The organism is Geodermatophilus normandii, assembly GCF_003182485.1.
Lineage (GTDB): Bacteria > Actinomycetota > Actinomycetes > Mycobacteriales > Geodermatophilaceae > Geodermatophilus > Geodermatophilus normandii.
The window spans coordinates 3,119,455-3,145,278 of sequence record NZ_QGTX01000001.1; the positions used below are offsets into that span (position 1 = coordinate 3,119,455).

At 76.1% G+C, this 25,824-nt stretch carries 25 protein-coding genes; 11 read left to right on the forward strand and 14 right to left on the reverse strand.

Translation table 11 applies throughout. From position 1 onward, the window contains the following. Position 1: 1 nt before the first annotated feature. Positions 2 to 1,258, reverse strand: coding sequence for an NRAMP family divalent metal transporter (locus tag JD79_RS15210; RefSeq protein ID WP_110006211.1), 1,257 nt, complete (start codon positions 1,256 to 1,258; stop codon positions 2 to 4). A gap of 119 nt (positions 1,259 to 1,377) precedes the next feature. After that, the gene (locus JD79_RS15215) at positions 1,378 to 2,277 is read right to left on the reverse strand and encodes an EamA family transporter (RefSeq protein ID WP_110006212.1); all 900 of its coding nucleotides are present in this window, start codon (positions 2,275 to 2,277) and stop codon (positions 1,378 to 1,380) included. 90 nt (positions 2,278 to 2,367) lie between these two features. On the opposite strand from JD79_RS15215, the gene JD79_RS23100 reads away from it, so the two are divergent. Together JD79_RS23100 and JD79_RS23105 are read left to right on the forward strand one after the other, a co-directional pair. Further along, on the forward strand, positions 2,368 to 2,631 hold the full coding sequence (locus JD79_RS23100) for a hypothetical protein (protein ID WP_211307992.1): 264 nt from the start codon (positions 2,368 to 2,370) through the stop codon (positions 2,629 to 2,631). Further along, a complete protein-coding gene (locus JD79_RS23105; protein ID WP_245900127.1) occupies positions 2,610 to 2,873 on the forward strand; it encodes a helix-turn-helix domain-containing protein in 264 nt (87 codons plus the stop codon). The genes JD79_RS23100 and JD79_RS23105 overlap by 22 nt, the downstream gene beginning before the upstream one ends. A gap of 14 nt (positions 2,874 to 2,887) precedes the next feature. Here the strand turns inward: JD79_RS23105 and JD79_RS15225 are convergent, their stop codons facing one another. The 6 genes from JD79_RS15225 to JD79_RS15250 all read right to left on the reverse strand — a co-directional run bounded on the left by JD79_RS15225 (position 2,888) and on the right by JD79_RS15250 (position 8,906). Beyond that, positions 2,888 to 4,372 carry an amino acid permease gene (locus tag JD79_RS15225; RefSeq protein WP_110006213.1) on the reverse strand — a complete coding sequence of 495 codons (1,485 nt, stop codon included), beginning with the start codon at positions 4,370 to 4,372 and terminating at the stop codon, positions 2,888 to 2,890. Positions 4,373 to 4,420: 48 nt separating this feature from the next. Continuing rightward, a complete protein-coding gene (locus JD79_RS15230) occupies positions 4,421 to 5,410 on the reverse strand; it encodes an IS481 family transposase (protein WP_110007748.1) in 990 nt (329 codons plus the stop codon). 130 nt (positions 5,411 to 5,540) lie between these two features. Beyond that, positions 5,541 to 6,392 (reverse strand): pyridoxal kinase PdxY, encoded by an 852-nt coding sequence (gene pdxY, locus JD79_RS15235; protein WP_211307994.1) that lies wholly within the window; start codon positions 6,390 to 6,392, stop codon positions 5,541 to 5,543. Continuing rightward, positions 6,386 to 7,348 carry a Brp/Blh family beta-carotene 15,15'-dioxygenase gene (locus JD79_RS15240; protein ID WP_170149223.1) on the reverse strand — a complete coding sequence of 321 codons (963 nt, stop codon included), beginning with the start codon at positions 7,346 to 7,348 and terminating at the stop codon, positions 6,386 to 6,388. Before JD79_RS15240 ends, pdxY begins: the two co-directional genes overlap by 7 nt. A gap of 40 nt (positions 7,349 to 7,388) precedes the next feature. Beyond that, positions 7,389 to 8,312, reverse strand: coding sequence for a bacteriorhodopsin (locus JD79_RS15245; protein WP_245900128.1), 924 nt, complete (start codon positions 8,310 to 8,312; stop codon positions 7,389 to 7,391). Positions 8,313 to 8,393: 81 nt separating this feature from the next. Next, complete coding sequence (locus JD79_RS15250) at positions 8,394 to 8,906, reverse strand: phage holin family protein (protein WP_170149224.1); 513 nt, start codon at positions 8,904 to 8,906, stop codon at positions 8,394 to 8,396. Between the two features lie 166 nt (positions 8,907 to 9,072). Here JD79_RS15250 and JD79_RS23850 point away from each other — a divergent pair, with 166 nt between their 5' ends. After that, positions 9,073 to 11,514 carry a molybdopterin oxidoreductase family protein gene (locus JD79_RS23850; RefSeq protein WP_110006216.1) on the forward strand — a complete coding sequence of 814 codons (2,442 nt, stop codon included), beginning with the start codon at positions 9,073 to 9,075 and terminating at the stop codon, positions 11,512 to 11,514. Further along, positions 11,511 to 11,993, forward strand: a complete 483-nt coding sequence (locus JD79_RS15260; protein WP_110006217.1) for a hypothetical protein — start codon at positions 11,511 to 11,513, stop codon at positions 11,991 to 11,993. The genes JD79_RS23850 and JD79_RS15260 overlap by 4 nt, the downstream gene beginning before the upstream one ends. On the opposite strand, the gene JD79_RS22725 is transcribed toward JD79_RS15260, so the two are convergent. The 3 genes from JD79_RS22725 to JD79_RS15275 form a co-directional block, all read right to left on the reverse strand. Next, positions 11,983 to 12,129, reverse strand: coding sequence for a hypothetical protein (locus tag JD79_RS22725; protein ID WP_170149225.1), 147 nt, complete (start codon positions 12,127 to 12,129; stop codon positions 11,983 to 11,985). The two genes, JD79_RS15260 and JD79_RS22725, sit on opposite strands and share 11 nt — an antisense overlap. A gap of 1,561 nt (positions 12,130 to 13,690) precedes the next feature. Next, positions 13,691 to 15,478, reverse strand: a complete 1,788-nt coding sequence (locus JD79_RS15270) for a glycosyltransferase family 2 protein (RefSeq protein ID WP_110006219.1) — start codon at positions 15,476 to 15,478, stop codon at positions 13,691 to 13,693. Further along, a complete protein-coding gene (locus JD79_RS15275; RefSeq protein ID WP_110006220.1) occupies positions 15,475 to 16,728 on the reverse strand; it encodes a glycosyltransferase in 1,254 nt (417 codons plus the stop codon). The genes JD79_RS15270 and JD79_RS15275 overlap by 4 nt, the downstream gene beginning before the upstream one ends. A gap of 106 nt (positions 16,729 to 16,834) precedes the next feature. On the opposite strand from JD79_RS15275, the gene JD79_RS15280 reads away from it, so the two are divergent. Genes JD79_RS15280 through JD79_RS22730 form a run of 3 tightly spaced genes read left to right on the forward strand, consistent with a single transcriptional unit; the run spans position 16,835 to position 19,118 of the window. Next, the gene (locus JD79_RS15280) at positions 16,835 to 17,896 is read left to right on the forward strand and encodes a glycosyltransferase family 9 protein (protein WP_110006221.1); all 1,062 of its coding nucleotides are present in this window, start codon (positions 16,835 to 16,837) and stop codon (positions 17,894 to 17,896) included. Continuing rightward, positions 17,893 to 18,945 (forward strand): glycosyltransferase, encoded by a 1,053-nt coding sequence (locus JD79_RS15285; protein ID WP_110006222.1) that lies wholly within the window; start codon positions 17,893 to 17,895, stop codon positions 18,943 to 18,945. The genes JD79_RS15280 and JD79_RS15285 overlap by 4 nt, the downstream gene beginning before the upstream one ends. Then, complete coding sequence (locus JD79_RS22730) at positions 18,942 to 19,118, forward strand: hypothetical protein (RefSeq protein ID WP_170149226.1); 177 nt, start codon at positions 18,942 to 18,944, stop codon at positions 19,116 to 19,118. The genes JD79_RS15285 and JD79_RS22730 overlap by 4 nt, the downstream gene beginning before the upstream one ends. A gap of 55 nt (positions 19,119 to 19,173) precedes the next feature. Here the strand turns inward: JD79_RS22730 and JD79_RS15290 are convergent, their stop codons facing one another. The 3 genes from JD79_RS15290 to JD79_RS15300 all read right to left on the reverse strand — a co-directional run bounded on the left by JD79_RS15290 (position 19,174) and on the right by JD79_RS15300 (position 21,274). Next, a complete protein-coding gene (locus JD79_RS15290; RefSeq protein ID WP_110006223.1) occupies positions 19,174 to 19,593 on the reverse strand; it encodes a rhodanese-like domain-containing protein in 420 nt (139 codons plus the stop codon). Then, entirely contained in the window at positions 19,590 to 20,114 is a 525-nt protein-coding gene (locus JD79_RS15295) for a cysteine dioxygenase (protein WP_110006224.1), read from the reverse strand. The genes JD79_RS15290 and JD79_RS15295 overlap by 4 nt, the downstream gene beginning before the upstream one ends. 248 nt (positions 20,115 to 20,362) lie before the next feature. Next, entirely contained in the window at positions 20,363 to 21,274 is a 912-nt protein-coding gene (locus JD79_RS15300; protein ID WP_110006225.1) for a glycoside hydrolase family protein, read from the reverse strand. Positions 21,275 to 21,351: 77 nt separating this feature from the next. Between JD79_RS15300 and JD79_RS15305 the strand changes: the two genes are divergently transcribed. From JD79_RS15305 to JD79_RS15320, 4 genes are all read left to right on the forward strand, one after another. Then, entirely contained in the window at positions 21,352 to 22,329 is a 978-nt protein-coding gene (locus JD79_RS15305; RefSeq protein ID WP_110006226.1) for a sulfotransferase family protein, read from the forward strand. Between the two features lie 70 nt (positions 22,330 to 22,399). Then, positions 22,400 to 22,561 carry a hypothetical protein gene (locus tag JD79_RS23115; protein WP_211307995.1) on the forward strand — a complete coding sequence of 54 codons (162 nt, stop codon included), beginning with the start codon at positions 22,400 to 22,402 and terminating at the stop codon, positions 22,559 to 22,561. Positions 22,562 to 22,904: 343 nt separating this feature from the next. Continuing rightward, the gene (locus tag JD79_RS15315; protein ID WP_110006227.1) at positions 22,905 to 24,080 is read left to right on the forward strand and encodes an HNH endonuclease signature motif containing protein; all 1,176 of its coding nucleotides are present in this window, start codon (positions 22,905 to 22,907) and stop codon (positions 24,078 to 24,080) included. A 301-nt stretch (positions 24,081 to 24,381) separates the two neighbouring features. Then, positions 24,382 to 25,803, forward strand: a complete 1,422-nt coding sequence (locus tag JD79_RS15320; RefSeq protein WP_110006228.1) for an NADP-dependent succinic semialdehyde dehydrogenase — start codon at positions 24,382 to 24,384, stop codon at positions 25,801 to 25,803. Positions 25,804 to 25,824: the final 21 nt, after the last annotated feature.

Genomic DNA, 25,824 nt, shown 5'->3' on the forward strand with positions numbered 1-25,824 from the left:
CCTAGGAGAACAGTTCGACGACCGGGCGGACGGAGTTGACCGCGAGGTAGATCGTCCCGAGCCAGGCCACCCAGCCGACCACGAGCAGCCAGCGCGGGTACCGGTAGCCGCCGAGCAGGTCGGTCCGCCGGGTGGCCACCCACAGCAGGACGGCGATGCCGATCGGCAGCAGCAGGCCGTTGAAGGCGCCGGCGAAGACCAGCAGCGTGGTGGGCGCCGCCCCGGCGAGCAGGTACGCCAGCGTGGTGACGGCGATGAAGCCGACCACCAGCAGGGTGCGGGTGCGGTCGCTGGTGCGGGTCCGCGACGTCACGAAGGACACCGACGTGTACGAGGCGCCGATGACGCTGGTGATCGACGCCGCCCAGAGCACGATGCCGAACACCCGCAGGCCCACCTCCCCGGCGGCGATCTCGAACGCCGAGGCGGCCTGGTTCTCCGGGTCCAGCGACGCCCCGCCGGCCACGACGCCGAGGATGGCGAGGAACAGGACGACCCGCATGATCCCGGTGACGACGATCCCGGTGACCGAGCCGCGGGTGATGTCCCGGACGTGGCCGGGACCGGTGACGCCGGAGTCAAGCAGCCGGTGCGCCCCCGCGTAGACGATGTAACCGCCGATGGTGCCGCCGACGAGCGTGGTGATCGCCAGGACGTCGATCCGGTCGGGCAGGACGACGTTGCGCAGCGCCGTCCCCACCGGCGGGCCGGACGTGACCGCGATGTAGGCGGTCAGCAGGATCATCGCCAGCCCGAGGACGACGACGATCCGGTCGACGGCGACGCCCGCCCGCTTGCTGAGGAACACGGCGATGGCCACGAGCGCCGACAGCGCGCCGCCGATCTTGGGTTCCAGGCCGAACATCGCGTCGGTGCCGAGGCCCGCCCCGCTCACGTTGCCCACGTTGAAGACCAGGCCGCCGATGACCAGAAAGGCGGCCATGACCCAGCCGAGGCCGGGCAGGACGAGGTTGCCCAGCTCCTGCGCCCGCCGCCCGGAGACGCCGACGACCCGCCAGACGTTCAGCTGCAGCGCGATGTCGATGAGGATCGAGACGGCGATCGCGAAGGCGAAGGCGGCGCCGAGCTGGACGGTGAACGTCGTCGTCTGGGTGATGAAGCCGGGCCCGATGGCCGAGGTGGCCATGAGGAACATCGCGCCCAGGACGGTCGAGCGGGTGCTCGCCGACATGCGCCCGCCGGTCGGCGCTGCCGGCTCGTCGGTGGCGACGGGACGGTGGGCCGGGGGGTGCGACATCGGCGCTCCGGGACGTCGGCGGACCGGGGCGGGCGCTGCTGCCCGCCGTCCCGGACGCTAGCCAGGCCGCCGGCCGGCGGCAACGCGGAGCGGCCGGTCGGGTTCCTGCTCCCCGGCGGTCAGCGGCCGCGCTGGGCGACGACGACGCTCCCCAGCGCCAGGACCACCCCCGCCAGCTGCACCGGTCCGAGCGACTGCCCCAGCAGCGCCCAGCCGGCGGCCGCGGCGACCACCGGGGAGAGCAGCCCCAGGAAGCTCACCCGGTCGGCGGGCAGCAGGCCGATCCCGCGCAGCCACAGCACGTAGGCCAGCGCGGTGTTGACCACGGCCAGGTACAGGAAGCCGCCCACCTGGCCCGGCGTCACCGTCGCCGGCAGGCCCTCGACGGCCAGGGCCAGCGGGAGCAGCAGCACGCCGCCCGCGGCGAGCTGCCAGCCGGTGAAGGCCAGCACCGGGACGGGCCGGCCCCACCGCTTGGTGAGCACCACACCGGTGCCCATGCAGGCGGTGGCCACCAGCCCGGCGAGGACGCCGAGCGGGTCGAGCCGGGCAGAGTCGGTGAGCACCACGAGCGCGACCCCGGCCACCCCCGTGGCGCCGAGGACGAACGTGCGCAGCCGCAGCGGCTGGCCGAGCAGCGGCAGGGCGAGCGCGGCCACCACCAGGGGCTGCACCGCTCCGAGCACCGCGGCGACCCCGCCGGGCAGGCGGTAGGCGGCGACGAACAGCAGGGCGAAGAAGGCGCCGATGTTGAGCGTGCCGAGCACCGCCGCCTTCCACCACCACGCGCCGCGGGGCAGCACGCGGCCGGCCGCCACGAGGAGCAGCCCGGCGGGCAGCGCCCGCACCGTCGCGGCCAGCAGCGGGCGGTCGGGCGGCAGCCACTCGGTGGTGACCACGTACGTCGTCCCCCAGGTGGCGGGGGCGACGGCGGTGAGCGCGGTCAGCGTCCAGAGGGCCCGGCGACGGCGCGGCGCCCGGGGGACGACGGCCGCCGGTGCCTGGATCGTGGTGGCCATGACGGCTCCGTCCCTCGATGGCATATATCTCGATCTCAAGATACTTGGTAGCGAGTATCTGTCAACCGTGAGACGTGCGAGGATCGCCGTGTGACCGACCGGGACGGCGTGGACGAGATCGTCGCGCAGTGGGCGCGGGAGCGCCCCGACCTCGACACCACGGCGATGGCCGTCTTCGGCCGGGTGTACCGCACCGCCCGGCTGGTGGGGGACGCGCAGGAGCGGTGCTACGCCCGCTTCGGCATCACCCGGGCCGACTTCGACGTCCTCGCGACGCTGCGCCGGGCCGGGGGCCCGACGGCCTCTCGCCGGGCCGGCTCACCGGGGCCCTCATGCTCAGCAGCGGGGGGATGACCAGCCGGCTGGACCGGCTGGAGCGGGCCGGGCACCTGGTGCGCACCGCGGACCCGGCCGACCGGCGTGCGCTGCTGGTGCGGCTCACCGACGCCGGCCGGGCGCTGGTCGACGAGGCCGTGACCGCCGGGCTGGCCGAGCAGCAGCGCCTGCTGGGCGGGATGTCACCGGCCGCCGTGCGGCGGCTCGACGACCTGCTGCGCGACCTGCTCGCCTCCGTCGAGGAGCGGGCCGGCGACTGAGGGCACCGGCCCGCTCAGCGCACGCGAGTGCCCGTCCCGGCAGCCGCCCGGCCGATCCGCGAGTTCCGGTAGCCGTAGACCGCGTAGATGAGCAGCCCGATCGCGAGCCAGGCCAGGAAGCGCAGCCAGGTCTCGATGCTCAGGTTGAGCATCAGGTACAGGCAGGCGAGCGCGGACACCAGCGGCAGCACCGGGGACAGCGGCACCCGGAACGGCCGCTCGAGCTCGGGCCGGGTGCGCCGCAGCACGACCACGGCGACCGACACCAGCAGGAAGGCGAACAGCGTGCCGATGCTCACCAGGTCGGCCAGCGTCCCCAGCGGGACGAACGTCGCCAGCACCAGCACCAGGCCCGCGAACAGCAGGGTGACCCGCACCGGGGTGCCGGTGCGGGGGCTGACCCGGGCCACCGCCGGCGGCAGCAGGCCGTCGCGGCCCATGGCGAAGCCGATCCGGCCGATGGTGATCAGGTCGACCAGGATCACCGAGGTCAGGCCCGCCACCGCCGCGATCGACACCAGCGACGACGCCCAGCCCAGCCCCACCTGGTCGAACGCGTCGGCGATCGGCGCCCCCTCGTCGATGTCGCGGTACTCCACCATCCCGACGACCACGAACGCGACGCCGACGTAGAGGGCGGTCGCCAGCCCCAGGGTGCCGAGCAGCCCGAGCGGCACGTCGCGCGCCGGGCGCCGGGTCTCCTCGGAGAGGTTCGCGACCGCCTCGAAGCCGGTGTAGGCGAAGAAGACGACGGCGGCCGCGGTCAGCACGCCGCCGACGCCGAAGGCGACCGGCTCGAGCCCGGCGACCACCTCGATGAGCGGCCGGGTCAGCCCGCTGCCGCCCTCGGCCGGCTCTCCGGGCGGGACGAACGGCGTGAGGTTGGCGCCGCGCACGAACCACGCCCCGGCGACGACGACGAACACGCAGACGGCCACCTTGACCACCACGAGCACGCCGGTGACCCGCGCCGACTCCCGGATGCCCAGCACCGCCACGAGGGTCAGCACCACGACGATCGCGGCCGCCCCGAGGTTCACCGTCGACGTCTCGCCGAACAGGGACGGCGGCAGGTCGAGGAGGTTGCCCACGTAGCCCGACCAGCCGCGGGCCACCACCGCCGCCCCGAGCGCGAACTCGAGGAACAGGTCCCAGCCGATGACCCAGGCCACCACCTCGCCGGCCGTCGCGTAGGCGTAGGTGTAGGCGCTGCCCGCCGTCGGCACCGCGGAGGCGAGCTCGGCGTAGCAGAGCGCGGCGAGCAGGGCGACCAGGCCGGCGACGGCGAAGGAGACCACCACCGCCGGCCCCGCGCTCTGCTTGGCCGTGACGCCGGTGAGCGTGAAGATCCCGGTGCCGATCACGATGCCGATGCCGAAGCCGACGAGGTGCCGGGCCGACAGCCGCCTGCGCAGGTGCCCGGTGTCCCGGGGGGACTCCACGCCCTCCCCGGTGTCCGCGTGCACGGCCTCGACGGACTTCGTCCGGAACAGGTCCACGCGGGGACGCTAGGTCCGGCAGGGCGTACCCGCCTGTTCAGACCTCCCCTAGATGTACTGACCGGGCAGGTTGGTCAGGCGGCTGATGGGTGGATGGCCGCCGATGCCGGTGTGGGGCCGGTGGTGGTTGTAGGCGTGTAGCCAAGCAGGAAAGGCCGCGCGGCGGTCGGCTTCGCTGGTGAACAGCTGGGCGAAGGCCCATTCGCTGGTCATGGTGCGGTTGAACCGTTCGACCTTGCCGTTGGTCTGTGGCCGGTAGGGCCGGGTGCGCTTGGCCGTGATGCTCAACTCGGCGCAGGCGGTGGCCCAGTCGCGGCTGCGGTAGCAGCCGCCGTTGTCGGTCAGCACCCGGCGGGCGGTCACGCCGCGGGCGGCGAACCAGGCCACCGCTTGGTGCAGCACGGCGGCGGCGGTGGGACCGGTCTCGTCCTCGCAGATCTCGGCGTAGGCGGTCCGGGAGTGGTCGTCGAGAACGACGTGGATGAAGCCGTGGCCCATCAGCGGATTGCGATAGCGGTTGCGGGCGCGGCCGCCATCGTGGTGCCGGTTGGCCTTGCCGGCCTGCTGACCCAGGAAGCGCCAGCCGCCGCCGGCGGGGATGTTGCCCAGCTTCTTCACATCGGCGTGCAGCAGATCGCCGGGCGCTTCGCGTTCGTAGCGGACGACGACCTGCTCGCGCCGCTCAAGACGGGACAACCGGTTCATGCCGCAGCGGCGCAGCACCGCTCCGGCGGTCGAGGGCGCGACTCCGGTCTCGGCGGCCAGTCGGACCGCGCCCCAGCGCTTGCGCAGCCGCAGCGACACGATGCGCTTCGTCGTCGCCGGATCAGTCTTGCCCGGACTGGTGCGCGGCCGGCTGGAGCGATCGACCATGCCAGCCTTGCCCAGGCTTCGATACCGCTCGGCCCAACGGTCGGCAGTCTTCCAGGCCACGCCGAAGAACTCCGCAGCCCGACTCTTGGGCCAGTTCTCCTCCACCACCAGCCGGGCCAATCGCAGACGCTGGCGTGGGGTCAAGACGGCGTTAGCGTGGAGCACGAGGACCTCCGGGTGCGTGTCGTGGTCGCCTTCAGCAGCTCCACTCCACGTCCGGAGGTCCTCCTCCACAAGAACCTTCAGTCAGATCTCGTGGTCACGCGCACTCGACCAACGTCTCCGGTCAGTACACCTAGACCTCCTCGACCGGGAAGCTCCGCGACGGCGACACGAACTCGTCCTGGGCGGCGACCAGCAGGATCTCCCGCGAGCCGGCCTCCTCGGTGCGCCGCAGCAGGCCCCACACGCTGGCCGCGGCCCGGCCGAGCGCCTCGCCGGCCGAGCGGGTGTCGAGCCAGTGCGCGAGGAACAGCGCGGCGATCGCGTCGCCGGCGCCGTTGACCGACACCGACAGCCGCGGCGTGCGGACCCGGAAGTGCCGGCCGCCCTCGGAGGCGAGCAGGTCGACCGCGTCGTCGGGGGTGTCCTCGGCCACCAGCGACGTCGTCAGCACCACCCGCGGCCCGAGCGCCTGCACGGCGGCGACCGCGTCCTGCACCTCGGCGAGGGTCCGCGTCGTCGTCTGCGCGAGCAGGTCGAGCTCGTAGTGGTTCGGCGTCACGACGTCGGCCGCGGGCACGGCGACCTCGCGCATGAGCTCCTCGATGCCGGGGCGCACGAACACGCCCCGGCCGACGTCGCCGATCACGGGGTCGCAGCAGTAGACGGCGTCGGGGTTGGCCGCGCGCACCCGCCCGACCGTGCCGACGACGGCGTGGCCGATGTCGGCGGAGCCGAGGTAGCCGGACAGGACGGCGTCGGCGGTGCCGAGGACACCGCGGTCGGCGATGCCGTCGACGACCTCCTCGACGGCCTGCCCGTCGAACACCCGGCCGGTCCACGCGCCGTAGCCGGTGTGGTTGGAGAACTGCACGGTGTGCACCGGCCACACCTCGACGCCGAGGCGCTGCAGCGGGAAGACGGCCGAGGAGTTGCCCACGTGCCCGTAGGCGACGTGCGACTGGATCGAGAGGACGTTCACCACGGCCGTACACGCTGCCATGCCGCCGGCCCGCGCCCGGCGGGGGCGTCCCCCTCGGCGCGGTCCAGCCAGGCGACGACGAGCGCGTGCGGGAGCGTGAGCGCCGCCAGCAGCGGCAGGCCGGCGGCGAGGAACCCGCGCCAGCCGTCCGCGGCCGACCACACCCACGCCAGGACGGCGAGGACGGCGGCGGTCGGCAGCGCGGCGGCCAGGGCGAAGCGGCGCAGCGGCGCGGCGAGCCGTCCGGCGGCGGGGTCGGCGTCGCCGGCCGGGTCCGCGGCGAGCACCCGCGCGACGTGCCGCACCGCGTGCCAGCAGCCGAACCAGACCCCGAACGCGGCGAGCGGCGGGACCACCAGGACGAGCACCAGCAGGACGGCGACCTCCGCGGCCTCCAGCCACCGGCCGGACAGCAGCCGCTCGGCCGCCAGCGCCGCGGCCGCCGGCAGGACGACCGCCAGCACGGTGACGGGGACGGCCGCCGGCAGGGTGCCCGCCCCGGGGACGACGGCGGCGAGCACCGGCGCGGCGTCGTCGGCACCCCGGGCGAGGGGGACGAGCAGGACCAGCCCGCCGAGGACCAGCGACGCGGTGGCCTGGCGCTGGACCGGCCGGCCGGCGCGCAGGTCGGCGAAGGCGGTCTCCCCGGTGCCGAAGTGCCAGACGGAGAGGGCGACGAACACCAGCAGCGCGGGTCCGGGAGCGGCCCGGAACGCCAGCCAGGCGAGCACCGCGACGACGGCGTAGCCGAGGGCGAACAGCGCCGTGCCCGGCGGCCGCCGGCCCAGCCGGCGCGCGGGGACCAGGTGGTCGACGGCGCCGTGCGGCAGGCCGAGCAGCAGGCCCGCGACCAGCGGCACCCAGGCGAGGTCGCCCCAGCCGACGGTCGGCTCCACGGCGACCACCGCGACGACGGCGGCCAGCGACAGCGCCGTCGCGACCCGGGCAGCCGCCGCCACGGGGCCGGCCGGCCGGTGCCGGGGACCGGTCGGGACCACGTCAGCCCCGGCCGGACGCCGTCCGGGTGGCCTCGGCCCGGTGCCCGTCCCGGTGGTCGCGGAGCTCGGGGAGCACGCCGTCGCTCTCGTGCACGTTGCTGATCCAGACCGGCTCGGGGTGGGTGTCCTCACCGGCCCGCACGTCCTCGGCGGTCCGCAGCAGGGCCACCTTGTGGACCAGCAGGCCGAAGCCGACCTTGGCGACGACGTCGGCGGCGGAGTACGCGACCTGCACCGTCGCGAACCAGGCGGGCGTGACGTCGGCGAAGACGGGGATCGCGTACACCAGCGGGTACACGCCGAAGCTGGCCAGCAGCACGATCGTGGCGTTGCGCAGGCTCACCCCCGCCTCGCGCCCCATGTGCGGGAGCGAGGCGCGCACGGCACCGGCGAGCGCCACGTACAGGTAGGCGAAGAACGCGGTGCTGACCAGCCCCCAGACCACGAGCGCGGTGCGGTCGCGGCCGTCGGCGACCAGCTGGGCGCCGACGTAGCCGGTGAGGATCATGAGGAAGGCCGCGGCCGTGGTGGTGGCCCGCAGGTTCCGGGCCCGCTTCCCGGTCAGCGAGCAGACCGCGAGCAGCTCGACGGTCAGCAGCGGAACGGTGACCGCCCAGTCGGGATACCGGGTCGATCCGGTGAACCGGGCCTCGGCGTCGGGCTCGTACAGGCCGCCGTTCAGGGTGAAGCCGCTCTCCCACGTGACGAACAGGACCAGGTAGCTGACCGTCGCGACCGCCGCGAGGCACAGGCCCGCGTGCATCGCCGGCCGGTAGCGCCGGCCCACCTCCTGCCGGCTGGCCCAGGTGTAGAGGAAGTAGGCGAACAGGGCGAAGCCCGCCGCCATGAGCGCGAAGTGCACCAGGTCGTAGAGGCCCAGTGACATCGTCTGCAGCTCGGGGGTCGGCGTGTCGACCACGTCCACGGGAGGCTCCTGCGGGGGACGGAGGGGATCCCGGCCGGTGCGGGAGGGGCTCCTGCTCGACCCCGGCGTCGCGCTACCCGGTCACGCGCGATCGAACCCGAGCGCCGCCGCGCGGCACGATCCGGCCCGGGTGGCAGGCCTGCGTGCCGCCGGTGGACGTGCCGCCTCCTCGCGGTCAGCCGGACGGGGTCGCCGGGCCGGTGGCGGTGGTCGCCGCCCGGACGTCCTCGCGGACGCTGGCCACCGTCCGTTCCGGCACCAGGGACCCGGCGCGGCGCAGCTCCTGGCGCGCGGTGGAGGCCAGGGCGGCGGCGCCCCGCCGTAGAGCAGCGTCGCCACGGCCGCGGCGGCCGGCGGGGGGAGCCGGCGCTCGAGCAACCGCACCAGCAGCGCGCTCGACGTCCCGACCGCCAGGACGCCGAGTCCCGCCGCACCACCGAGCAGCGCGGCGGCCCGCCCGGCCCGCCGCGCCTTCGCCGTCAGCTCGGCCCGGGCCTGCGCCAGCTCGTCCCGCACGAGGGTGGTGACGTCGTCGGTCAGCGACTGCAGGAGGTCGGCGGTCGAGGCGCTCGCCGGCGGGGTGCTCTCGGTCATCGGTCCTCGCAGGTGCTCGGGTCGGACGGGCCCGGTCGGCTCGCGCGTGGTCGGGCTACCCCCGCGGCCAGGGGCCAACCGGTCCGCCGCCGTGGGCCTCGGCAGTTTGGGAACCCGTCCCCGCGGAGACGGACGGGCGGGGGCCCGATCGACGGAGGGACGGGGGATGGCGCGCATCGACCGCATCGCCGAGCCGTGGGGCACACGGACGCCGTACGGGCCGGGGGAGGCCTGGCCGGTGCGGGTGGACACCTTCCTCGCCGACGGCCTGACCGAGGACGACGTCGACCGCTGGGTGACGTCGGCGACGATCCTGCACAGCAACGGCGACGGCCTGGACATCGCCGTCAAGGACGGCCGCATCGTCGGCGTCCGCGGCCGTGCCGAGGACCGGGTCAACCACGGCCGGCTGGACCCCAAGGACCTCTACGGCTGGCAGGCGAACAACTCACCCGACCGGCTCACCCGGCCGCTGGTCCGCCGCGACGGCGAGCTGGTCGAGACCGACTGGGACACCGCGATGGACGCCGTCGCCGGACGCTGCCGCGAGCTGCTCGACGAGCAGGGGCCCAGCGCGGTCGGCTTCTACACGACCGGCCAGCTGTTCCTCGAGGAGTACTACACCCTCGGCCTGATCGCCCACGGCGGCATCCGCACCAACCACGTCGACGGCAACACCCGGCTGTGCACCGCCACCGCCGCCGCGGCGCTCAAGGAGACCTTCGGCTGCGACGGCCAGCCGGGCAGCTACACCGACGTCGACTCCGCCGACGTCATCGCGCTGTTCGGGCACAACGTGGCCGAGACGCAGTCGGTGCTGTGGGCCCGGGTGCTGGACCGGCTGGCCGGCCCCCACCCGCCGCGGATCGTCTGCGTCGACCCGCGCGAGACGGCCGTGGCGCGTGCCGCCACCGTGCACCTGGCACCGCGGCCGGGCACCAACGTCGTGCTGATGAACGCGCTGCTGCACGAGATCGTGGCCAACGGCTGGGTCGACCGGGCCTACGTCGACGCGCACACCGTGGGGTTCGACGAGCTCGAGGAGCGGTTGCGCGACTACCCGCCCGAGGTCGCCGAGCAGGTGTGCGACGTCCCGGCCGCGCAGGTCCGCGAGGCCGCGCGCGTGCTGGGCTCCGCGCAGCGGCTGCTGTCCACCGTGCTGCAGGGCTTCTACCAGTCCCACCAGGCCACCGCGGCCGCCGTGCAGGTCAACAACCTCAACCTGGTCCGCGGCATGCTCGGCAAGCCCGGCTGCGGGATCCTGCAGATGAACGGCCAGCCCACCGCGGAGAACACGCGCGAGGCCGGGGCCGACGGCGACCTCGCCGGCTTCCGCAACTGGTCCAACGACGCCCAGGTCGCCGACCTCGCCCGGGTGTGGAACCTCGACCCGTTCGACATCCCCCACCACTCGCCGCCCACCCACGCGATGCAGATGTTCCGGCACGCCGAGGAGGGGTCGCTGCGGTTCCTGTACGTGACGGCGACCAACCCGGCGGTGTCGCTGCCCGAGCTGGGCCGGATCCGCTCGATCCTGGCGCAGGAGCGGCTGTTCCTCGTCGTCCAGGACCTCTTCCTGACCGAGACCGCGCAGCTGGCCGACGTCGTCCTGCCCGCCGCCACGTGGGGCGAGAAGACCGGGACCTTCACCAACGTCGACCGGACCGTGCACCTGTCGGAGAAGGCCGTCGACCCGCCGGGGGAGGCGCGGTCGGACCTCGACATCCTGATCGACCTCGCCCGCCGGCTGGACCTGCGCGACAAGGACGGCGCACCGCTGGTGAAGTGGTCCGATCCCGAGGGCGCCTTCGAGGGCTGGAAGGAGTGCAGCCGCGGCCGACCCTGCGACTACAGCGGCCTGTCCTACGCGAGGCTGCGCGAGCGCAACGGGATCCAGTGGCCGGTCACCGAGGACGCACCCGAGGGCACCGAGCGGCTCTACGTCGACGGCCGGTTCTACGCGCAGCCCGACTACTGCGAGAGCTACGGCCGCGACATGGTCACCGGCGCCCCGCTCGACGACGTCGAGTACAAGGCGCTCAATCCCGACGGGAAGGCAGTGCTCAAGGCCGCCGAGTACCTGCCACCGCACGAGCTGCCGGGTCAGGAGTTCCCCTTCCAGCTGATCACCGGCCGGACGCTCTACCACTTCCACACCCGCACCAAGACCGGTCGTGCGCCGCAGCTGCGGGCGGCGGCACCGGAGGTGTGGCTGGAGATGGCCGCCTCCGACGCCGCCGACCGCGGCTGGGGCGAGGGCGACCTGCTGGAGGTGACCACCCCGCGCGGCCGGGTCGAGGCCCGGCTGCGGATCAGCGGCATCCGGCCCGGGGTGCTGTTCCTGCCCTTCCACTACGGCTGGTGGGACGACCCGGACGCCCTCGAGCGCGGGCGCGCCGCCAACGAGCTCACCCCCACCGACTGGGACCCCGTGTCGAAGCAGCCGATCTTCAAGACGGCAGCCGCGGCGGTGGCCCGGCTGGCCGCCTCCGACGGCGTCCCGTCCCGGGCGCCGACGACGACCGCGTCCCGGCCGGTCGTCGCGGACGTGCCGCCCACCCGCGGCGGCGACGTGGCGCTCGTCACCGAGCGGGAGGGGACCCGGTGAAGCTGGGACTGGCGATCGAGGAGCTGCACCGGTCCGAGACGCACCTCGCGCGGACCCTGCTGGCCGTGTCGGACCGGCACGCGGCCGACCACGAGATCTTCCACGTGGCGCGGGACATCGCCGGCTGGTCGCGGCGGCACGTCACCGAGCTGGCGCGGATCGGCCGCGACTTCGACGTGGAACTCGACCCGGAGCCGCCGGAGGACCGCGGCGTCCTGGAGAGGATCCGGCAGACGGCGTCGGACCTGCTCGGCCGCCGGCCCGAGCCCGGACTGCTGCTGCTCGCCGACCTGCGGCACGTGCACCGCGAGGCGGCCGGCGTCTCGATGGACTGGGAACTGCTCGCCCAGGCCGCGCAGGGCGCCAGGAAGCGGGAGCTGTTCGAGCTGGCGAGGCGCTCCCACCCCGACACGCTGCGGCAGATGCGGTGGGCCAACGCCCAGCTCAAGGAGTCCGCGACCCAGGTCCTCACGAGCTGAGCGCGTGACCGTGGTCGTCGCTCTCGGGGTCGACGTCGCGGAGGCAGTGCGTCCCGGCGTGCCGGGTGACGTCGAGGCGCAGGGTGCCGCCGAGCACCAGCACCACGACCCGGACCAGGACGAGGCCGACCGCCACCGACGGTCGGCATCCCGCCGCGGATCCCGGGCGGCGAGGGTGCAGGAGGAGGCCCCGGGCGGAGTCGTGCTCCGGTCCCGATCGGGGGCAGAGCACGACCGCGCGGTCAGTGCCGCTGCGGTCGAGGGGGTCGACGTCGTCGGCCCTCGCTGCGGGTCCGAGCCGCCCGTCCCGGCGTGTCGCGGTGCGCGGCACGGACCGACTTGTCGCGGAACGGGAACGGCGGGATCCTCCGATCACACCACGCCCGGTGGTCCCGGGTGTGGCGGGGTCCAGAGGAGGGCCGCCATGTGGTGGGCAGTCGTCAGCGTCGTCGGCTTCGTCCTGGTGACCGGGCTGGTCACCGCGATGGCACGGAGGAACACCGCCCGGTGGGAGCGCGACCACCGGGCCGCCCAGGCCGCCGCGAGAGCGCGGGTGGCCACCGCCCGCAGCGGCTGGGTCGCCGCGCTCGGCCACCACGTCCACGGACACCGGGCGCACGGGGACGCGGCGGACGGGCACCGCCCGCACCTGCACCTCCCGCACGTGCACCTGCCGGCCGGCCTCGTCGCCCGGCTGCCGCACCCCCACGTGCACCTGCCGCACGTGCACCTCCCGCAGGTGCACCTCCCGCAGGTGCACCTGCCCTGGCGGTCCCGGCCCCCGAGGAGCTCGAGGAGCCGCCGCGGGCGGGTGCCGACGCGGGGTCGTGACCTCCCGCGGGTGCTAGCCCGCGGAGGGGAACGGCAGCTGCTCCAGCCCCGGGTCCCGGGGTGCGGGGCCGCCCGCCGGCCGCGCCGCGCGGCCTGCCCGTCCGGCGCGCCGTCGCCTCGCGCTCGGTGCTGCGCCGCTCGTGCCGGGCGCGTGCCTCGGCGAGACCGGGCGCGTCCAGGCCGTCGGCGGTGAGCCGGCAGGCGCCGATCCGCATCCACCGCGTCGCGCCGCCGTCGTCCCGGACGCCGACGAGCAGGCCGCGGTCGTGCCGCCGCAGGAGCAGCGCGGCGCCGCGGACGCCGGCCTCGGTGGCCGCCGCCACCTCGGCGCCGGGACCGTAGAGCCAGGTGACCGCGGGGGTCTCGCGGCGCAGCCGGTCGTCGCGCTCCCGCCAGGCGGTGTCGGTCAGCGGGGCGAGCTGCACCTCGAGGACGCCGACGCCGGCCACCGCCACGTGCAGGCCGGGGCGCCCGTCCGGCTCGGGCCTGCGGACCACCCGCGGCCGGTGACCCTGTCCGGTGAGCCAGGCGGTCAGGGGACGGCGGTAGCGCAGCGGGTCGTAGGCGCCGGCGGCCGCGGACCCGCGCCGGGCGTGGGCGCACGACGCGGGCCCGACGTGCCGGAAGGAGGGCAGGGGCCCGGAGGCGATCTCGAGCCGGCCGCCGCAGCCGCCGGCCTCCCGCGCGCACCAGAACCCCCGCGGGCCTGCTCCCCGAGCAGCCGCGCGGCGGACTCCTCGCGGGGCAGCTCGACCGCGGCCGTCCCGTCCGGCCCGTCGGTCACCGCCCACCTGAGCTCCCCACCGGTCACGGACGCGACGGTAGGAGGGGGGTGCGACAGTCCCCCTCCGGCGCGGGGAGGCGGCTCAGCGGGCGATCGAGCGGAACAGCTCGACGAGGCGGTCGGCGTGCGCGTCGAAGACGTGCCGCTCGCGGGCGGCCATCGCCGCGGCGTGCCCCCGGCGCCCGGCGAGCTCCGCGGCCAGGACGTCGGCGACGTCGTCGGCCGAGCGGTAGAGCAGCCCCGTCCCGTCCTCCCGCAGCACCCGCTCCACCGACACGACCGAGCCGGGGTTGGCCTGCTGCAGCAGCGGCAGCCCGGCGGCGAGCAGCACCGGCAGCCGGGCGGGGGAGTTGAGGTCGTCCCAGGAGGCCCGGCGCAGGTCGCCGCCGTTGACCGAGTCGAAGCGGTGCAGCCACCCGGCGTCGTACCGCGACAGCTCGCGCACCCAGTCCTCCGGACCGACGGCGGGGTGCACGTGCACGAACCCCGGCGCGCGGGCCAGCGCCTCGTCGAGCCAGCCGGTCCAGGACCCCTTCGGCCCGGGCGCGCGCACCTGCCCGTAGAGGTGGGTGTGCACGCCGCGGCCGGCCAGCGCGAGCACCCAGTCCAGGTCCAGCCCCGAGGGCCGGCCGACCACGGCGGCGTGCGGCTGCCCGTCGGCGTCGGACAGCCGGGGCGAGCGCGGGGCGGCCAGCCACTCGCGCTTGGGCAGGTCGCCGTCGAGGACGCCGAGGCGCGCGGGGTCGACCCGGCCCGACAGCGCCAGGGCGAACCAGTCGCGCTCCTCCTCGGTGGCCAGCAGGACGGCGTCGGCACCGCACACCAGGTCGGCCAGCAGCGGCCACTCGCCGCGGACGACGCTGCGCTGCGGCGCCTCCTTGAAGTGCCAGACGAACGGCAGGTCCGGGAACGCCTGCCGCACCGCGTGCGCGAACGGCACCGCCCGCCAGTTCAGCTGTGCCCAGACGACGTCGGGGGCCAGCGCCGCCACCTCCTCGCGCCAGCGGTCGCGGTCGAGGTCGGGGACGGAGCCGAAGGGCAGCGGCCCGACCGTGGCGTCGCCGAGCGCGTGGTCGGTCCACAGGCCGGTGAGGGAGTGCCCGCGCTCGGCCAGCGCCAGCACCCGTTCGGGGTTGAACGCGAGTTCGCCGACGACGAGCACCCGCAGCCCGTCCGGCGACGGCGGGTGCGCGCGGTCGCGGAACCGCGCGTAGCGGGCCACCTCGTCGGTCTCCCCGCCGTCGGTCGAGGCGAAGCGCAGGGGCTGCGCCACCCGGTAGCGGGTGCGGAACACGTTGAGGCCGCCGTCGAAGGACTCCCGGATCGCCCGCGACCGCTGCCCGGGGTGCCGCGTCCACCCGCAGGTGACCCGGCCGGTGCCGGTGGCCGTCCCGCGGGCGGCCACCCGCGACCACATCAGCCGGTCGAGGTCGTCGGTCTCGAGCTCGGCGCGCTCGGTCCACCGGTCCCCGGTGCGCCGGTGCGCCACCTGCACGAGCTGGGCGTAGGGCGTCCCGGCCGGCTGGTCGAGCTCGGCGCGGGCCAGCACCACGGCGACGTCGTCGAGGGCACGCAGCAGCGTGGTCAGGTGCGCGGGGTACCAGACGTCGTCGGCCGGCAGGTACGCGACGACCGGCGCGGTGGTCTCGTCGAGCCCGCGGTTGAGCGCCGCGCCGAGGCCGCGGTTGTCGCCGGTGCGCACCAGCCGCACCCGCGGGTCGGCCGGGACGGCGACCGGCTCGCGCGACCCGTCGTCGACGACCACCGCCTCCCACGCCGTCTCCTCCTGCGCGAACAGGGACTCCAGCGCCCGCGGCAGGTAGGCCGCCTGGTCGTGCACCGGCACGAGGACGGCGACCCGGGGCGTCACGCCGCGGGCTCGAGGTCGCTGCGCAGGCCGAGCAGCTGCTCGTAGACCGCCGCCACCCGCGCCGACAGCGCCGGCCACGCGTAGTGCGCCGAGCGGGCCCGGGCACCGGCGGCCAGCCGCGCGCGCAGCGCGGGGTCCGCGGTCAGCCGGTCGAGCGCGGCGGCGAGCGCGTCGACGTCGCCGGGCGGCACGAGCAGCCCGGTGACCCCGTCGCGGACCACCTCGGGGATCCCGCCGACGTCGCTGGCGACCACCGGCAGGCCCGCGGCCATCGCCTCGGTGAGCACCGAGCCCATCTCCTCGTAGGCCGAGGGCAGCACCAGCACGTCGAGGGAGGCCAGCACCGCCGGCACCCGGGCGTGCTCGACGAAGCCGGCCAGGGTGGTGCGGCCGGCGGCCGGACCGACGGCGGCGAGACGCTCGACCAGCGCCCGGTCGGGGCCGTCGCCGACCACGACGAGCGACGCGGACTCCCGCATCCGCCCGAACGCCTCGACCAGCCGGTCGGGCCGCTTCTGCGGCGCCAGGCGCCCGACGTAGCCGATCCGCGGCCGGGCGACGCCCGGGAAGACGTCGCCGGTGTGGCCGGCGAACAGCGTGGGGTCGAAGCCGGACGGGATGGTCGACACCCGGCCGGCGGGGACGCCGTCGCCGCGGACGGCCGCGGCGGTCCGCGCGGTCAGGACGACGACGGCGTCGGCGCGCCGCAGCGTGCTCCGCTCGATCCACCCGCCGAGCGCCCGCATCAGCCGCACCCGGGGGCCGCGGCCGGTGAGCGTGTGCCCGACGCTGCAGTGCAGGGTGACGACGAGCGGGCAGCCGTGCACGCGGGCGGCGAGCCGGGCCAGCGGCAGCGTGGCGAGGTCCTCGCCCTGGTGGGCGTGCACGACGTCGACCGGGCCGCGGCGGCCGGCGCGCAGCACGGCCGGCAGCCCCGCGAGCGCCCACAGCTGGCGGAGGCGGGGGACCGGCAGCCCGGTGCGGTGCACGCGGGCGCCGTCGCCGAGGGGGGTGGTGCCGCGGGGGCCGGCCAGCCGGGCGGTCACCACCGTCTGCCGCGTGCCGTGGGCGTCGAGGCAGCGGGTGAGCGAGGCCGTGTGGTTCTGCATCCCGCCGATGGGGTCGAACCGCGCCGTCCGGGGGTCCAGTTCGCCGGCCAGCGCGCCCGGCCGTGCGCGACCGGTCGCCGCGGGGGGTTCGAAGACGCTGCACAGGCGCAGCACGTGCAGGTCGGCGGCGGGGCGGGACACGCAGGGGACCTCCGGGTCTGGGCGGCAGGACACGTAGTGCACCACGAGTGGGGTCCGCACGTGAGTTGGGCGTTATGCAGTTGCCGCGCCGGGGCAGGAGGCGCGGGTGATCCCGCTGCCGCTCGCCGACCCCGCCGTCCGCCGACTGGCGCTGGTCCGGCTGCGGGTGGGCCTCGGCGACCTGCTGTGCACCGTGCCCGCGCTGCACCGGCTGCGCGCCGCGCGGCCCGACGTCGAGGTGACGCTGGTGACCTTCGGCCGCATGGCGCCGGTCGTCGAGCGGCTCGGCGTGCCGGTGGCGCTGCTGCCCTTCCCCGGCGCCGAGGGGATCCCCGACGGGCCGGTCGACGCCGCGGGCTGGGCGCCGTTCACCGCCGCCGCCAGGGAGCGCGGCCTCGACCTCGCGCTGCAGGCCTACGGCGACCGCCCCGCCGCCAACCGGGTGACCGCCGCGCTCGGCGCCCGGCTCACCGGCGGGTTCGCCCCGACCGGCTGGGACCCGCCGCCCGGCACCGAGGCGCTGCACCTGCGCTATCCGCTGGCCCTGCACGAGGCGGCGCGGCACGTGGCGCTGCTCGAGCACCTGGGGCTGCCGCCCGGCGGCGAGGCCCGCATGGACTTCCCGCTGACCGCCGCCGACGAGGCCGAGCACGCCGCCACGCTGGCGGCCGCCGGCCTGCGGCCGGGCCGCTACGCCGTCCTGCACCCCGGTGCCTCGGCGCCCACCCGCCGCTGGCCGGTCGCGCGCTACGCCGCGGTCGGCGACGCGCTGGCCGCCGAGGGCCTGCACGTCGTCGTCACCGGGGTGCCCGCCGAGCGGGACATCTCCGCGCGCGTCGTCGCCGCGATGCGCGCCCCGGCCGTCGACCTCACCGGCGCCACCAGCCTCGGCGGGCTGGCCGCGCTGCTGCGCGACGGCGCGGTGCTCGTGGGCAACGACACCGGCTCGGCGCACCTGGCCGCCGCCGTCGGGGCCCGCAGCGTCACCGTCTTCCTGCCCGGCGACCCGGTCCGGTGGGCGCATCCCGGCCCGCGGCACCGCGCGCTCACCCCGACGGTGGCCTGCGCGCCGTGCCCGCACCTGGCCTGCCCCATCGAGTTCCGGTGCGCGCAGACGGTGGAGCCCGCCGCGGTGGCCGGCGCGGCGCTCGAGCTGGCCGCCTCGTGAGGGTCTCCTTCGTCTCCGACTCCGACGCCTGGGGCGGGGCCGAGGTGTGGCTGTCGCACCACCTGCGCCGCGCGGCCGCGTGCGGCGCGACGGCGTCACTGGTGTGCGCCGAGCCGGTGGCGGAGGGGTTCGCGCGCTCCGACGTCGACCGCGCCGTCGTCCCGCTGACCCGGCACACCGCGGCCGCGCCGGCCACCCGCGCGGCGCTGGCGGCGCAGCGGCCCGACGTCGTGGTGGTCAACCTCGTCGACCCCGCGTCCAACGCCGCCGCCGTCGACGCCGCCCTGGAGGTGGCGCCCACCGCCGGCGTGCTGCACCTGGTGGGGGACACCCGCACCGGGGCCGAGCGGGCCGCGCTGTCCGCCCGCTACCGGCGGCTGGCCGCGGTGCTCAGCCCGTCGGAGCAGGGCCGCGCGCAGGTGGTCGCCGACCTCGGCGTCGACCCGGCGCGGGCGCACGTGGTGCCCAACGGCGTCGACGTCCCGCCCGACCCCGCCGGCCCGGCCGGCCGCGCGGTCCCGCGGATCGGCGCGTTCGGCCGGCTGACCGCGCAGAAGGGCTTCGACGTGCTGCTCGAGGCGCTGCGCCGGCTGGACCTGCCGTTCGAGGCCGTCATCGGCGGCGCGGGCCGCGACGGCGAAGCGCTGCGGGCGGCGGCCGCGGGCCTGCCGGTGACCTTCCCCGGCTGGGTCGCCGACGCCCGCGCCTTCCTCGCCGGCCTCGACCTGTTCGTGCTGTCCTCGCGGGTGGAGGCCCTGCCGCTGGTGCTGCTGGAGGCGATGGCCGAGGGGCTGCCCTGCGTGGCCACCGACGTCGGCGACGTGCGGCGCGCGCTGGGGGAGGACGCCGTCGTCGTCCCGGTCGAGGACGCCGGCGCGCTGGCGTCCGCCCTGCGCGGCCTGCTCGCCGACCCCGCCGCGCGCGCCGACCTGGGCCGGCGGGCGCGGGCCCGCGCCGAGCGCTCGCTCGGCGCGGACCTCATGGCCCGGCGCACCTTCGCCGTCCTCGCCGGCGTGGCGGCGGGCGCAGCGGGTACCGCCGCCCCATGAGCAAGAACAACGACGCCGACGCCCAGCGTGCCGCCGCCCGTGAGGCCAAGAAGCAGGGGATGTCGCCGAGCGAGGCCGGGGTGACCACCGGCGCCTCGAAGCAGACCAGCCACGTCCGCAAGGGCGACGACCGCCACGAGCACTCCAGCGCCCAGGGCAAGAGCAAGAGCTGACAGGGGCCGGGGACGGCGGCCTCCCTCCGTCGGAGGCCGCCGTCCCCGTCCCGGCTCAGGCGGCGGGACCGCCGGTGGTGGGCAGGCCGTCGGCCACCCAGGCCCGGTGCCCGCCGATGACGTCGCTGGCCCCGGCCAGCCCCAGGGAGCGCAGCGCGTCGGCGGCCAGGCTGGACGTGTAGCCCTCCTGGCACAGCACGACGACGTCGACGTTGTAGCCGGTGGCCTGCGGCAGCCGCGCGTCGCTCTCCGGGTCGAACCGCCACTCCAGGTGGTTGCGCTCGACGACGACCGCGCCGGGCACCTCGCCCTCCGCCTCGCGCTGCGACTGCGGCCGGATGTCGACGAGCACCGCGCCCCGGGCGACCCGCTCCGCGGCCTGCGCGGGGGTCACCCGGGTGATCCGCGAGCGGGCCTCCTCCAGCAGCTGGTCGACGCTCCTCGCCCCCGGCGGGCGGGGTCCGGGCCCGCTCACCAGTCCACGCCGGCCTGCTCGGTGCCGGTGCGCAGCAGGGTGCCGGCCTCGAGGCGGTAGCTGTTCATCAGGGACAGGCGCGGGGTGTAGGCGTGCACGCTCACGGCGGGCAGCGTCCCCCGGTTGGTCACGCGGTGCACGTGGTGCGGGCCGAACGGGCGGACCCGGCCGGCCCACAGCTCCGTGGCGGCCTCGCGGACGGTGCCGGGGCGGCCGCCGACGACGTCCTCGGTGAGGACCCCGCCGACGACGGCGAAGGCGCCCGCGGAGCCGCCGTGGTCGTGCAGCGGGGTGCCCTGGCCGGGCAGCCAGGTCAGCAGCCACACCTGGGCGGCGGCGAGGTCGTCGTGCAGGGCGGGGTCGACGAGGTCGGCGGCCTCCTCGGGAGGCAGCAGGCCGGTCCAGCGGCTGCTCTCGCGGTACTGGACGCGGGGCAGCCACTCGTCGGAGGCGGCGAGCAGCGCGGCGGCGAGGGCGGTGGCCGAGGTGGTGCGGGCGGCAGGGGACAGCAGGGAGGTCATGAGGGGGTCTCCGGTGTGCGGGCGCGCGGGAGCCCGTGCTGGGGCGGCGCGGAGTGGGCGGTGTCCGGGCGGTCAGCCGGCCGGACACAGCGCGCTGGCGACCCGCAGCAGGTCCACGGCGGACCGGCGGGTGAGCGTCAGGGCGGGTGCCACGGGGCCATGTGACCCCGGCGCGGGGATCTGTGTCAAGTCGACCGGAACGGTGCGGTTTACTCGGTCGGGTGGACGACGGACGGGCCGGACGGCTCTCAGGCGGGCAGCAGGACGGTGCGCAGCTCGTGCGCGCCGTCGGCGCGCGTCGCCTCGTAGTACCAGCGGGCCCCGCCGCCGGGCAGCGCGACGACGTCGGCGTAGCGCAGCCCGTGCGGCGCGTGGGGGCTCTGCAGGTACGGGCCGTCCGCCGCGGCGCGGAACCCGCCCGCGCCGTCGGACTCGGCGAGCCCGGTGCGCTCCTCCCAGTTCTCCTCCGCGGTGGCCCGGCCGTCGTAGAGCGCCCAGCTGCGCCCGCCGTCGAGGACGACCGCGCTGAACCGCACGCCGCGGGCGTCCCAGCCGCCGTCGGTGCCGGCCAGCGCGGTGCCGCGCCAGGTCCAGGTGACGCCGTCGGGGCTGGTGGCGTGCTCGGTGGTCATGCGGTCGGTGGCACCGGGGTCGTCGAGCGGGTGCACCGAGGCCCACAGGTGCCACTGGCCGCCGTCCCGGCGGACCACCGGGTCCTTCGGGGCGGTGGTGGCGCTGCCGGGCAGGACGGTGCGCGGCTCGGCGGTGGCGAGGTCCTCGACGGTCGCCGCCTCGAGCAGGTCCACCCGCCAGTGCTTGGTCCCCGGCGTCGCGCAGCTGACGTAGAGCCGCCAGCGGCCCTCCGGGGTGTGCACCAGCGCGGGGCGCTCCAGCGACTCGGCGCCGAAGCGGTCCTTGCCGACCGCGACGACCGGCTCGAACCGCACGCCGTCGTCGGAGCGGGCCACCACGTTGCCGAAGCCGCGACCCTCGCCGACGGGACGCCGCAGCCGGTAGGCCAGCCACCACGTGCCGTCGACGAGCTGTGCCGACGGCCCGCCGGCCCACGAGCCCGGGCGCGGGTCCTCCGGCTCGACGACGACCGTCGCGTCCGACCAGAAGCGGTCGGGCGCCGGGGGGCGGGGCGCGGACGCGGTCACGCGGCGGCTCCGTTCGGAGGAGGGGACGAGGCTCCCCGTGTGTACACCGCGGCCCGTCCGGGGCAGGGAGGGGACCGATGAGCACCGACGCCGACCGGCTGCCGCAGTTCGTCGTGGCCGGCGCGCCGAAGGCCGGGACGACGGCGCTGCACGCCGCGCTCGCCACCCACCCGGGGCTGTACCTGTCGCCGGTCAAGGAGCCGAAGTACTACCTGACCGACGGCCGCCCACCGCCGCGCGCGGGACAGCGCGGCCCCGGTGACGCGCACAGCGCCCGGGAGTGGATCTGGCGCCGCGAGGACTACCTGCGGCTGTTCGACGGCGCCCCGCCCGGCACCGTCCGGGGGGAGAGCACGCCGTTCTACCTCCACGACCGCGCCGCGCAGCGCCGGCTGGCCGCCGACGTCCCCGGGATCCGGGTCATCGCGATCGTCCGGGACCCGGTGGACCGCGCGTGGTCGAACTGGGTGCACCTGCGCGCCGACGGCCTGGAGCCCGAGGCCGACTTCGCCACGGCCGTGTCGCTGGAGGAGCGGCGGGTCGCCGACGGGTGGGCGCCGTTCTGGCACTACCGCGGCCTCGGGCGCTACGGCGAGCAGCTGCGCGACCTGTACGCGGTGCTGCCGCGGTCGCAGGTCCTGCTGCTGCGCTACCGGCAGCTGGTCGACACCCCGCGCGCGACGCTCGACCGGGTCAGCGACTTCCTCGGCGTCGAGCCGGGGGTCGCGCACACGGTCGCGCCGGAGAACGTCAAGCCCCACGTGGCCGACACGGCGCGGTACCGGGCGCTGTCACGGGTCGCCCGCGCCGGTGCGGCCCTGGGGGCGTACGCGCCGCCGCAGGTGTGGCGGCAGGTGTCGCGGCCGCTGCTCGCGGCCCTGCACGCCGGTCGCACGCCGCGGCCGCCCCTGCCGGTCGAGGTGCGGCGCGCGGTGCTCGCGCCACTGCTGCCCGACATCGCGCTGCTCGAGGAGCTCACCGGCGAGTCCTTCGACGACTGGCGCCGCGACACCGGCCGCGGCGACTTCCGCTCCCGCCGTCCCGTTCAGGCCTGAGTCAGCGCTGCACCCGGTAGGTGAGGTGTGTGCACACGGGTGAGGCCTCGACGGCGGTCCGCGTGAGCCGGTGCCGGCCGACGCCGGCGAACAGCGGCGTGCCGGTGCCGAGCACCTCGTCCGCCAGGTGCAGGCGCAGCTCGTCGAGCAGCCCGCGGCGAGGCGGTGGTGCTCCGGCGGGCTGCTGGTGACGACGAAGAACGGCGGGCGGGCGTCGACGGCGGCGCCGTAGCCCATGCCGTCGCTCCAGCCGCGGTCGACGTCGTCGAACGTCCGCCGGCCCATGAGCACGGCGCCGGAGGCCGCGGCGTGCCGCTCGAGGACGCCCCGGTCGGCGGGGTGGTCGCTGGCGAGCGCCCAGGCGTGCAGGGCCTCGACGCCGTCGTCCGTGCCGGTCACGAAGCCGTCGAGGGAGACGGTGATGCCGCCGATGACGAGGGTCATGCGGGGGTGACCCCGTCCGACCTGCCGACTCATCGGGAGGGCGGGTCCGGAGCCGTCGCGGATCCTGTGGACAGGGCCCTGACCTGGGGATACAGGTCGCGCGGGCCTTCTCACAGCGGTAGAGTTCGCACATGTGTTCGAGTGATCTGGGGAGCGGGGATGTCCTCGCCGACGTCGCCGCACTCGTCGCCGAGCGCAACCGGATCGACGCCGCCCTGGCTCGCCGGGTGCGCGCGGCGGAGCTGTCGCAGGCGCCCGAGCGCGACGGCCTGCGGTCGATGACCTCGTGGCTGCGCGGGCACTGCCGGCTCTCGGCGGCCGAGGCGTCGCGGGTGGTGCGCAGCGGGCGGGCGCTGGCGCACCTGCCCGCCCTCGCCGAGGCGCACGACGCCGGCCTGGTGTCCGCCGAGCAGGTCGCTGCCGCCGCCCGGGCGGTGACGCCGGCGCGGCTGGCGGCAGCGGCGGAGCAGGGGGTGGAGCTGGCGGTGATCGACGCGGTGGTCACCGGGGTCGCGGTCGAGCAGCCGTACGGCGACCTGGTGACGGTGGTGCAGCGCTACTGCGACGACCTCGACCCCGACGGCCCCGAACCCGACCCCACCGAGGGCCGCTCGCTGACGCTGGCCAGGCACGCCGACGGCAGCCTGTCGATCCGCGGCGAGCTCGATGCCGTCGGCGGCGAGCGGCTGCAGGCGGCACTGGAGGCCCACGTGCAGGCCGACCGGCCCGCCGGGGACGAGCGCACCCGCGCGCAGCGGCTGGGTGACGCCCTGGTGCAGCTGTGCGACAACGTCCTCGCCGCCGGCGGCCTGCCCACCCTGCGCGGGCACAGGCCGCAGGTCGCCGTGGTGGTGAAGCTGGAGGACCTGGCCGATCCGGCCACCGGGCGGGGCGCCGCCGAGATGGGCTTCGGTGCGGTCATCTCCGCCGCCCGCGCCCGGTGGCTGGCCTGCGACGGCGCCGTGAGCCGGGTGGTGTTCGGCCCCGACGGCGCGCCGCTGGACCTCGGCCGGGCCCACCGCCTCGCCGACCGCCACCTGCGCCGCGCGGCCGAACTGCGCGACGGGGGCTGCGTGTTCACCGGCTGTTCCGCGCCCACGCACTGGTGCGACGTCCACCACCTCGTCCACTGGATCGACGGCGGCGACACCAGCCTCGAGAACTCGGCGCTGTTGTGCGAACGGCACCACACCAAGGTCCACCACGGCTTCCGCGTCGAACGACAACCCGACGGCCGATGGCACACCTGGCGACCCGACGGCACCCAGATCACCACCCCGGCACCGCTACTGGCACCGGTCGCATGACCGCGTCTCGGGCTCAGCCGGGGACGGCCAACCCTGCGCGCCCTGACGCCGTGCCGAGCAGCGGGCCCGCGACCTGCTCCGCGAGGTCCACCGCGGACTGGGCGCCGGTGCCAACGCCCGCCGCGACCGACACCACAGGCGCGGACCGGTGCAGGTCGCCACCGGACGGGCCGGCACCTGTGGCCCCCACGGACGCCGGGTCGTCGCCGGTCGGGAGAGCGCGGGTGACCGGCGGCCGGCCGGGTAGGGCCTCCTCCCGGAGAGGCGTGCAGCCCCGCGCGCCGAGACGGGAGGGACCGACATGGCCATCGCCACCATCAACCCGGCCACCGGCGAGACGCTGAAGACCTACGAGCCGCTGTCGGACGAGGTCCTCGACGAGAAGATCGGCCGGGCCGCCGACGCCTTCCGCAGCTACCGGCTGACCAGCCCCGAGGAGCGGGTCGGCTGGCTGCGCGCCGCCGCTGACGTCCTCGAGGCCGACACCGACGCCGTCGCCGAGCTCATGGTCACCGAGATGGGCAAGACGCTGGCCGCCGCGAAGGCGGAGGCCGGCAAGTGCGTCAAGGCGCTGCGCTACTACGCCGAGCACGGCCCGGCGATGCTCGAGCCGAAGCCCGCCGACGCCGGTGCGGTCGGGGCCGAGCAGGCCTTCCTCGTCCACCAGCCGATCGGCGTCGTGCTGGCGATCATGCCGTGGAACTTCCCGCTCTGGCAGGCCATGCGCTTCGCCGCCCCCGCGCTCATGGCCGGCAACGTCGGCCTGCTCAAGCACGCGAGCAACGTGCCGCAGACCGCGCTGTACATGGAGGAGCTGTTCCGCAAGGCCGGCTTCCCCGCCGACGTCTTCCAGACCCTGCTCATCGGCTCCTCGACCATCGAGCGGGTGCTGCGCGACGAACGCGTCGCCGCCGCCACCCTCACCGGCAGTGCCCCGGCCGGGCAGTCGGTGGCCGCCATCGCCGGCGACGTGCTCAAGAAGACGGTCCTCGAGCTCGGGGGCAGCGACCCGTTCATCGTCATGCCCTCGGCCGACCTCGACCGCGCCGCCGAGGTGGCCGTCACCGCCCGCTGCCAGAACAACGGGCAGAGCTGCATCGCCGCGAAGCGGTTCTTCGTGCACACCGACGTCGCCGAGGAGTTCACCCGGCTGTTCGCCGAGAAGCTCGACGCGCTGACCGTCGGCGACCCCATGGACGAGGGCACGAAGGTCGGCCCGCTGGCCACCGAGTCGGGCCGGGAGGACGTCGAGAGGTACGTGCAGGACGCCGTCGACAAGGGCGCCACCGTCGTCACCGGTGGCAGGCGCCCCGACCGGCCGGGCTGGTACTACGAGCCGACCCTGCTCACCGGCATCACGCCGGAGATGGACCTCTACGACGAGGAGGTCTTCGGCCCGGTGGCCGCGCTGTGGACGGTCGACACCCTCGAGGAGGCCATCGACATCGCCAACAGCCACCCCTACGGCCTGGGCGCGAACCTGTGGAGCGAGGACGAGCAGGAGCGCTCGACCTTCATCCGAGACGTGCAGTCGGGCATGGCGTTCGTCAACGGGATGGTCACCAGCTACCCCGAGCTGCCCTTCGGTGGCGTCAAGCAGAGCGGCTACGGCCGCGAGCTCACCGACCTCGGCATGTACGAGTTCACGAACGCCAAGACGGTGTGGATCGGCCCGCGCAGCAGCCGGCAGGCCGAGGGCGACACGGCCACCGCGTCGGAGTAGGCCCGCACCCCGCGGGTACGC